This window comes from Pseudoalteromonas sp. SR45-6, from assembly GCF_014163545.1.
GTDB classification, from domain to species: Bacteria; Pseudomonadota; Gammaproteobacteria; order Enterobacterales; family Alteromonadaceae; genus Pseudoalteromonas; species Pseudoalteromonas rhizosphaerae.
On the sequence record NZ_JACJDM010000058.1, the window covers coordinates 19,930 to 27,574 of the forward strand.

Genomic DNA, 7,645 nt, shown 5'->3' on the forward strand with positions numbered 1-7,645 from the left:
AAAACAGGCTAATAAGCATTAACCTGTTTAATAAGCTTTAACCTATTCAACAAACATTAATTTGTAATTAGAAAGAATAACTAGCCGTTAGTGTAAAATAACGACCTTGACCAGGAATAAAGTGTCCGCCACCTAGTTTATCTTCATAATCTTCATCCGTTAAATTCTCACCATTAAACTGAATGCTTAACTGCTCAGTTGCTTGATAAGAAAGCATCATATCGAACAAAACATAACTGTCGGCTTTACGACTGGTCGCTGAATTACCATTATAACGCTCACCAATATATTGTGCGCCAAAACCTGCAGCTATCGCGTCGCTAAAGTCATATCGAGCCCAAACACTGTAGCTATTTTTAGGTGCTCGAGCCAAGTTATGCCCAACATCACCATCAACCGTAGATTCAGTAACTTCGCTATCTTGATAGCTATAAGAACCGATGATACTTAATTCATCGGTGATAATACCTGTTGCAGACAACTCTAAACCTTGCACTCGTTGCTCACCATCAAGCACTTCAACACCACGCTGATCACTATTAGGATCATCCACGCGCGCATTAGTTTTAACCGTTCTAAAAATAGCGGCACTGGTCATCAACTTATCATCAAGTAAATTCCATTTAGTGCCTAACTCATAGCTTTGGCTCTTCTCCGGATCTAACTCACTTGAATTACCACGAGTAGATACTGCAATGCCTTCAGCCGATGGGTTATACGAGTTACCTGCACCAAAGTAAATGCTGCTATTTTGACTTGGCTTATATACAGCAGATGCGTTCCAACTAGTCATGGTATCGCTAGTTGAGATCGTTAATGCTGGATCCTTGTAATCATACTGATAATCGCTATCGTACTGCTCTGAACGTAAACCCGCAGTTAATTGCCAATATTCATTAAATGTAATTGTATCAAATGCATAAATTGCACGGGTTTTAGCAACCGCTTCAGTACTAGTGCCATCACGACCATACTGACCAGTGTAAGGTAAATAAGCATCTGGGTTGTATAAGTCATTCAGCGCTGGTTCGTTCTTTAAATTATCAGCTACCAATGCAGTCACATTCCAACGGCTAAATGTCTCGTTAGTTAATTCAACACCAGTAACCACATTATGTTTTACACCAGCAAAATAGTACTCACCAACTAAATCAAGTTGCAGTGTAGCCAATTCATTGCGCGTATCGCGATTTTTAACGTCGCTCATTCTGATATCAGTTGTTGTTTTTACATCAATAAAACGCGGCGCTGTCACTGTATCTTTTCGCTCTACACGACCAATGCGACCTTGGGCACGTAGCGTGGTTGTTTGCGACAAGTCATACTCGTACTTTGCAGTTGTTGAATACGCTTCGATATCTTCAAAATCACGATATACGTTACCGTAAAAATTAGTGAAATTCACCGGTGGCGCTGCATTTTCGCTACCAGCAAGTTCAGCAACAGGGCTAGAACCAACCCACGGAATACCGTAATCAGACATATTATCTTGATTCTGATAATCAGCATTAAGATTAAAACGGCTATTGGTTCCTAAACCAGTCGCAAACGAAACAGCGACTGCTTGTTTTTCTTTTTCAACATGATCACGCCCAGCAACATCCCCTTTATCAACCAGTAAATTGACACGTAACGCTGATGTTTCAGCCACTTTAAAGTTACTATCTATTTGCGCGCGGTAATCACTCTCTGTGCCTAAACGCAGCGAAGCATCATTAAATTCATCCAACGTCGCCGTTTTTGTAGTTAAGTTAATACTACCACCCGTTGAACCTCGACCTGTTGTTGCTGAACTTGGGCCTTTTGCAACTTCGATTTGCTCAACGTTATAAGTATCACGGTCGTACCCGGCAATATCACGAATACCATCGATAAAAATATCATTGGCAGCACTAAAACCACGAATAGATAAACTGTCACCAGCTGGCGCACCGCCTTCACCCGCCGCCAATGAAATACCCGAAACATTACGTAACGCATCTTGCAAACTATCTACATTTCTATCTTTCATCACAGCTTTGTTAATAACCGTTATTGATTTTGCAGTATCAACCAACGGCTGGGTGTTCTTTATTGATGATGATTTTTCAACTTTATAGCTTTGTTCCGATTGCGTTTTTGCTTTGGTTACTGATAGCTCTTGTATATTTTCAGCTCCTTGAGCAGACGCCCAAGTTGATAAAGTTGCGGTAACAAAAGCAGCCAGCGGTTTTATATAAGTTCGGCGTTTATTAGTCATTTTACCCATTTTAGCTCCATTAGCAGGGAACTTGCTAACACGTTGTTTTTGTAGCAAGTCATTTAAGCACGTTGATTTAAGTTCGGCGGAATCCTAGCACTGAGTAATATTAATGTAAATGCGAAATGTTATCACTTGTATTATTTTATCAATCATTGTACTATTTTTCACACTTTTAAACTTACGTAACGCGACTGTAAATGCACAGTAAACTTGGGGGCATGAGTGGCGTAAAAAATTAAGTTTAAGCGCTTAAAAATCAAGGTTTTTTAATTTTATAAAGTTAAAGCCAGAGCTTGGCTTTGTACTGTAAATGGTTATTACTTTTAGGGCATTACTTAGCATATGCAACGTTTTATAAAATCTGTTGGGGCAGTTATTTTACTAAGCTCATTCTCAAGCTTAGCTGATCCGGTTAGCGAACTTGAAAACCTCGTTAATCAGTGGTTACAAATAGAACAACAAACTAGTGAGTTAGAAACACATTGGCTAGAAAAAAAAACCTCGATGCAACAAACATTAATCTTACTTGATGCAGAGCAAGCACAACTCAAACAGCTAAACCAAAATCGTCAAAAGAACACCTCTGAGCTGGCAGAAAAGCGCACTGCGCTAATTCAACAACAAAGCCAGCTTGAGACCGATGAAAACGCGCTCAATAGTCAATTAATCCAGCTCAGCCAGCAATTGCGCTCACTGCAAGTACAATTACCTCCCCCATTACTGGCGAGCTGGCAAAGTATTGGCGATCTAGATAACGAAAGCCTAGATGCGAATGAAAAGCTACAAATTGCTTTAAAAATGCTTGGCCAATTGGCTGATTTTCAAAACCGAATTTCAATTCATGAAATGGCAATCAGTAATAGTGAAGGTAAAGAAATATGGGTAAAACAGCTTTATTTGGGTGCCGCACAAGCATGGTTTGTTAGTAATGATTTAAGTTATGCGGGCATTGGCTTCCCTTCTGAGTTAGGTTGGCAATGGCAATTTGATACTGAGATTGATGGCGAGCAAATTGCCCACGGTATCGCTGTACAAGAAAAAAAACAAGCAGCTCACTGGCTTACCTTGCCTGTATTTAGCTATGCAGCTAAGGAGCTGACGCCATGAAACGATTCTGTACTTTTTGGTTTGTTACACTACTGAGTTTTAGCCAAGTAGTAACAGCCGCGACTGCGGATGCTGCCAAACAACAATTGCTAACGGATATTAAAACGGCGCAGAGCGTTTTAAATAAAGCACAACAGCGGATTGCCAAACAGCAAACAACTATGGCACAACAGATATTTGAAAAACAGCAAGCACTTAAAAAAGAGCGTGAGCAAGCGACACTCAATCGCCGTTTAGCTGATGAAGACACATTGAGTTTAACCCAGCTACAAACACGCTTAGATAGCTGGCAACAACAACAGCAATATCGGCTAAATTTACTCAACCGATTTACTCGTCAATACGCTCAGCAAGCGCAAAGTAAAAACGATCAACAAGCACTTTTGAATGATGTAGTCGCGGTGATAGAGCAGCAAACCGCGGCATTATATCCAGAGTTTAAAAAACAAAATATAGTATTGAAAAATGGCGAACTGACCGCAGCTACAACATTACAAGTAGGTCCCGTGGCTTGGTTTAGTGTTGCACAGCCAAAACTAACCGGCCTGCTTTCATCAGCAGCTAACGTTGCAGTACCAAAAGTAGCTATAGTTCAATCAAGTGATGAGAATAACCCATTTGATATTGCTTACTCACAAGTAAATACAAACTCAGCTAAGGTCGCAGCTTCTTTAACATTTGATCCAAGTTTAACCCGCTTAGTTGCCAGTCAAGCGCAACAAGAAGGTGCAGTTGAACATCTTGAAAAAGGTGGCTTATGGGCAATCCCTATTATTTTATTTGCATGTTTTGCATTATTAATTGCACTATTCAAGGCATATCAATTATTTAGCCTTAGTAAGATCAAAGCTGTCTCGACGCTGACTTTACAAACTGCGTTTAATCAACCTGAGCAACACAGCTTCAGCGGAATGCAAGCAACGCTGTTTCAACTCTCTGTTGATAGCAACATAGGACAAATAAGAGATGACCAGTTATTTAATCAGCTGATGCATAATAAACACAAGCTTGATAACTACATTGGCGCAATCGCGATCACAGCATCGGTAGCACCGCTACTGGGCTTATTGGGCACAGTCAGTGGCATGATTGAAACATTCAAAATGATGACGTTATTTGGCTCAGGCGATCCAGAAGTGGTATCTGGTGGTATTGCTCAAGCTTTGATCACTACCGAGCTTGGCCTCGTTGTTGCCATACCAGCATTAGTACTCAATGCGCTACTATCGCGTAAAGCTAAAGCCTATTACACCCAACTTGAAGCGTTCGCACTGCAACTTAGTCAACTTGAGGTGAAAAATGTTTGAGCAACTGTTCGATAATTTTATCTGCTGGCTTATCATCCTATTAGCGCTATTTGTTTATCAGCTCATTTGGCACGATATCCTGCATTTAAAACAATATAAACTGCAACGCCAAGGTTACTGGCACGATGTCAGCTCTATTTTGACCGCTGCGCTGCCATTACTTGGTTTATTAGGCACCATTATTGGTTTACTCGATACATTTAAAGTGATGTCGCAAGGCGAAAACGAATTAATGAGCGAAGCGATAAGTAATGCTCTACTCACTACACAACTGGGGTTAGTCTGCGCAATTCCTGCATGGCTGATGCAAGCTTACTTGCTGTACGTAACACGTAACAGTGCTATCCAACAGCAAGCGAGCTAAGCCAATGCAAGCACGTTTAAAACAACGCCTAGAACAACAATCTGCGCATCATATTGATATGTCACCACTATTAGATGTGGTATTTATACTATTGATTTTCTTTATTGTAACCACCGTTTTCGTTCGCGAAAGTGGGGTCGAGGTTGATAAACCGCAAGCCGTCTCAGCAAGCAGATTAGAGCAACAAGTTATTTTTCTTGCCATAACTGATAGTCAGCAGGTTTACTTTGACGGTAGTCAAATTGGCGTGGCCGGTGTGCGCAGCAGCGTAGAGCAAATGCTAAAACAACAGCAAAGACCAGTAGTGATCCAAGCTGATAAAACCGTACCAACCGAGCTATTAGTAAAAGTAATAGACGAAGCAAAACTTGCTGGTGCAGCAACCGTTAACTTAGCGACCCAGCAATAATATGCAAAATAATATACTCGCATCACAACCTGCAATAGCGAATAAACGTCATCCGTTTTTTGCTTTTATGTTGAGCCTAACGGTACTTGCATGCGCATTAGTTTTACTTTGGCTTGGCCAAATAGCTGAGCACGTTATCAACGACAAAGTTATCGTTCGCGAAGTTGCTTTAGTGCCACTGCCTCCACCTCCGCCACCAACCGTGACGCAATCAGCTGTGACAGAGCCGATGCAAAGCCTCGTTGTCGAAGGTGCGGGTGTAACTATTCAAGCCATTAATATAAAAATTGAAAGTAAAATTTCGCTTAGTAAACCAACCCTTGCAAATATGCCAATTGCGACTCCTGAATTTCAATCTATCGACGTTAATTGGGATGCCTTTAGCTTAAATCAACTAGATGGTTTACCCACGCTACTCACTCCTGTAAAAGCAGTATTACCTAAAAAGTTAACTCGCCAAGGTGTGAGTACCTTCATCGTGAAGCTCGATGTTTTTATCGATGAAAATGGCCGATTAAGCTTAATTGATGTTATACAAAACCCGTACCCTGAGCTAAAGCCTGAAATAGATAAGATCATTAAGCAAAGTCGGTTTAGTTCACCAAAAAAAGACGGTGAAATAGTGAGAGCCAGATTTATTTGGCCCATTGAATTTAAACCTTAGTAAAGCCAGTATTTAAGTGAAAATACAATGAAAAGATTAACAACAAAAAAATGGTTAACGTGTTTAGCTATCGTGCCATTAACCTTTTATATGACTGCCAGCCAAGCAACCTCATTGCAGGTAAAACTACAGCCAAGCGATCCACACTGGCAGTTGCTGATCAATAATAATTTACTGAGCCCAACAGATATAAAAATCGAAGCTAATGAACGCAGCTTCGCCCAGCAACTAAAACCACTATTACAACAAGGTAACTACCAAGCTGTTGCTGATCTATTTAAGCAACGTGAATTAGGTAACGATAGCCCTGCATTACAACTTTTACGTGGCCAAGTTTTGTTAACCTTAAAACAGTTTTCAGGAGCTGAGCAGGCGTTAAAGGCAAGTTTATCAAGCATGCCAGATTTAGTTAAAGCTCATCAAGGTTTAAGTCTGCTCTATATGCAGCAAGGTAATTATCACCAAGCACAGCCACATCTAACCCGTTGTATTGAACTTGGCCAAGCTGATGCGCAAGTCTATGCACAACTTGCCTATATTCATGTACAAGCTGAGCAACCTTGGAGCGCAATTGCAGCTTATCGTCAGGCATTAATGCTTGAGCCACAGCAAGCACAATATCAACAAGGGTTACTATTTTCACTAATTGCTGCAGGCGATCTAGGTCAAGCCCAAGCTCTGCTAAAAGAGCTATTAAATGCATCCCCTAACAATCCAGAGCTTTGGCTACAACGTGCACAAATTGCCTTACAACAAGACAACAATGAACAAGCTTTGGCAAGTATTGAAGTAGCTTTAAAGCTGGCACCTAGCAATGCAAGTAATCAATTACTTGCAGCACAACTTCATCTTACACAAGGTAGCTACTCACGCTCTGTTGAATTGTTAAGTAATGCATTAGCAAGCACTCAGCCACCTCAAATAGCAGAAGCTAGCGAGATTAGTATGCAAACCCTAAATTGGCTTATCGCACAAAAAAAATGGCAGCTAGCCAAGCAGCTCGTTTCGCAACTAAACCCTTTTATAAATAAGTTATCAAAACAATCCCGCGCAGAGTTTTCAGTTTATACCGCTCAGCTAGCAATTGAGCAAGGTAACTTTAAACAAGCTCAAAAGAGTTTACATAAAGCATTAACAATCGACCCAAATCTTGGCGATGCACTGTTAAGCCTGGCAAATATCTATCAGCAACAAAACCAACTGACACAAGCAAGGTTAATGTATGTACGAGCACAAGCTTTACCTGAGTACCAACTCTCTGCATGGTTAGGCCTCGCGCAAATTGAAATTGAAAATAAAAACTACAAAGAAGCATTAAGCCAGCTTAAAAAAGCACTTAACGCCAACCCACAAAGGCAAGACTTACTCACCAACATTCGCGCTCTTGAAGGACTGATCCAACGAGAAGGTTAATAGTTAATAGATTTATACCAATCGTGTTAAGTTACTGACCATTTATAGCGACAGATAAATACAGTGATAACAAGGCGTAAGTTTCGACATGTAGTTGTTATACTTGAATAAATTATAACGCAGTTAGCACTTTATTTAG

General features: G+C 40.6%; 7 protein-coding genes. 6 read left to right on the forward strand and 1 reads right to left on the reverse strand.

Going from position 1 to position 7,645, the window contains the following annotated elements; genetic code table 11:
- Positions 1-67 precede the first annotated feature (67 nt).
- Entirely contained in the window at positions 68-2,248 is a 2,181-nt protein-coding gene (locus tag H5158_RS18980) for a TonB-dependent siderophore receptor (RefSeq protein WP_182718357.1), read from the reverse strand.
- A gap of 336 nt (positions 2,249-2,584) precedes the next feature.
- Between H5158_RS18980 and H5158_RS18985 the strand changes: the two genes are divergently transcribed.
- From H5158_RS18985 to H5158_RS19010, 6 genes are read left to right on the forward strand one after another with little or no spacing between them, the layout of a single operon-like run.
- Positions 2,585-3,349 (forward strand): DUF3450 family protein, encoded by a 765-nt coding sequence (locus H5158_RS18985; RefSeq protein ID WP_182718358.1) that lies wholly within the window; start codon positions 2,585-2,587, stop codon positions 3,347-3,349.
- Positions 3,346-4,656, forward strand: a complete 1,311-nt coding sequence (locus tag H5158_RS18990) for a MotA/TolQ/ExbB proton channel family protein (protein ID WP_149983260.1) — start codon at positions 3,346-3,348, stop codon at positions 4,654-4,656. Before H5158_RS18985 ends, H5158_RS18990 begins: the two co-directional genes overlap by 4 nt.
- A complete protein-coding gene (locus tag H5158_RS18995) occupies positions 4,649-5,020 on the forward strand; it encodes a MotA/TolQ/ExbB proton channel family protein (protein ID WP_145234597.1) in 372 nt (123 codons plus the stop codon). The genes H5158_RS18990 and H5158_RS18995 overlap by 8 nt, the downstream gene beginning before the upstream one ends.
- 4 nt (positions 5,021-5,024) lie before the next feature.
- On the forward strand, positions 5,025-5,429 hold the full coding sequence (locus H5158_RS19000) for a biopolymer transporter ExbD (RefSeq protein ID WP_149983262.1): 405 nt from the start codon (positions 5,025-5,027) through the stop codon (positions 5,427-5,429).
- Position 5,430: 1 nt separating this feature from the next.
- Positions 5,431-6,093 carry a hypothetical protein gene (locus H5158_RS19005; protein ID WP_182740646.1) on the forward strand — a complete coding sequence of 221 codons (663 nt, stop codon included), beginning with the start codon at positions 5,431-5,433 and terminating at the stop codon, positions 6,091-6,093.
- Positions 6,094-6,120: 27 nt separating this feature from the next.
- The gene (locus H5158_RS19010) at positions 6,121-7,506 is read left to right on the forward strand and encodes a lipopolysaccharide assembly protein LapB (protein ID WP_182740647.1); all 1,386 of its coding nucleotides are present in this window, start codon (positions 6,121-6,123) and stop codon (positions 7,504-7,506) included.
- Positions 7,507-7,645: the final 139 nt, after the last annotated feature.